Raw genomic sequence first — 1743 nt, 5'->3', positions numbered from 1 at the left:
CGGCGCGCGGCGGGCATGGGCGTCGCCGACCATGCGGATGATCTTGGCCAAGACGGTGTCCGAGGCGGCCTTCGTGGCGCGCACCGTCAATGTGCCTTCGCCGTTGATCGTGCCGGCATAGACTTCGTCGCCTCGTTCCTTTGGGACCAGCGCACTCTCTCCGGTGATTGGCGCCTGATCGACCGCGCCCGCGCCGTCCGTCACCTCACCATCGAGGGGGATACGGTCGCCACCGCGTACTATGAAGCTTGAGCCTACGGCGACTTGAGCCGCCGGAACGTCGGCCTCGCTTCCGTCTTCGCGGATCACGCGCGCCGTCGGTGGTGCAAGATCCAAGAGCGCCGAGACCGCATTCCTCGCACGCCCGACGCTCCAGCTTTCGAGGTAGAGCGAGAGCGAGAAGAAGAACGCAACCGTCGCCGCCTCGAAGAATTCGCCAAGCCCTATGGCACCGGCCACCGCGACCACCATCAGCAGGTTCATGTCGGGCGACAGCCTCCGTGCGGACGACCATGCCTTGGGTGCCACGAGCCAGACACCGAACAGGATCGCAACCGCGAATAGCCCTGCCTCGACCAGTGGCATCGGCGCTTCGCCGTGCCCTGCGAAGAGGCCGAGTGCCCCCCCCATGCCGGTCTCGATGATGTGCCACAGAAATCCCGCGGCCCAGAAGCCGCCACTGAGCGCCGTAAACAGCCGCTGTCGTGCAAGATGGGCCGCCTGGTCGACCGACGCGTTTTTCGGCATCCCAGGGCTTGGCGGTCATGCCGGTGCTTGCGACCAGTTCTGCAATTTCGCCGTCCGATACACTCTTGGCGCTGTCGAGAATAGTCATCCGTCCATTGATCACGTCGAACGCGAGATGCTCGGCCCCGCCGATCTTCGGGCCAACCACCTTGTTCAGGATCGCGACCTCCTCGGCGCAATCGAGGCCGGACACCTGAAAACTGCGCCCGCCCGTCGGCGCGGGCGTCGTCGGCTCGATGTCGCCGCACGTTCCCGCGCTCCCGCAACAGTTGCCGCCGTTTGCCTGGTCGTCTTCGGCATGATCGTGATCGTGGTGATGGGTGTCGGACGGCATGAATGGACCTCTGGATTCGGGTGCATCACCATGACATAGCCCCTACAGTAGCTAGAGCTTCAAGAGCAAAATACGGTGGTATTTCAGTTTGTATTTTTGCTAGAAAGTGCGGTGATCCGTGCGGTTTTAGCACTACCCATGAAAACCGTCGCGAGGAGTGGCATAAGCGGAAGGAACAACAATGCTGAGTATTACTCGGACACGGATGAAGATGGCTGTCGTCGCACTCTTTCTGACCGCAAGCTGCGGCTCGCAGGAGGTCGGCCAGTTGCCTGCCACTGAACCCGAGTCCGGCGTTCCCGAGATCGTTCTCGAATTGGCGGCGGACGGTCAGGATCTCTCAACCGTCCGCCTGCTGCCTGACGACGGGTGTTACTGGTACGAGCATCGCGGTCAGGTCGAGACAACGCTCCTGCCACTTCGGGCAAGAAACGGAGCGGCTATCTGTCGGCAGGCGCAGGCCTGACGAATGCGAACGGCAGCATCCGTCGCTCGGCGCGCATCACCACAGGTCGCCAACCTCTGGTGCCGCAAGGCTGCCTTCCGCCGAATAGAGATACGCCGTCGAGCCGATCTCGACACGTGGATAGAGACTGTTGATGTGCGCCATCACCATCCTGACGCAACCCGAGCTGGCTCGGCTGCCGATACTTTGCGGAAAC

Annotated in this window: 2 protein-coding genes and 1 pseudogene; 1 reads left to right on the top strand and 2 read right to left on the bottom strand. The window is 62.7% G+C overall.

What is annotated here, in order from left to right:
• Positions 1–1081, bottom strand: a pseudogene (locus OCGS_RS05545) (P-type ATPase actuator domain-containing protein); the annotation flags it as partial.
• A gap of 181 nt (positions 1082–1262) precedes the next feature.
• Between OCGS_RS05545 and OCGS_RS05540 the strand changes: the two are divergent.
• The gene (locus OCGS_RS05540) at positions 1263–1547 is read left to right on the top strand and encodes a hypothetical protein (RefSeq protein WP_040610620.1); all 285 of its coding nucleotides are present in this window, start codon (positions 1263–1265) and stop codon (positions 1545–1547) included.
• Between the two features lie 36 nt (positions 1548–1583).
• Here the strand turns inward: OCGS_RS05540 and OCGS_RS15025 are convergent.
• Positions 1584–1743: L,D-transpeptidase family protein (locus tag OCGS_RS15025; protein ID WP_040610618.1), on the bottom strand; the 160-nt coding region annotated here is incomplete at its 5' end.

It is taken from the genome of Oceaniovalibus guishaninsula JLT2003, from assembly GCF_000299575.1.
Classification (GTDB): domain Bacteria; phylum Pseudomonadota; class Alphaproteobacteria; order Rhodobacterales; family Rhodobacteraceae; genus Palleronia; species Palleronia guishaninsula.
This window is presented reverse-complemented; position numbering and strand designations above follow the sequence as displayed.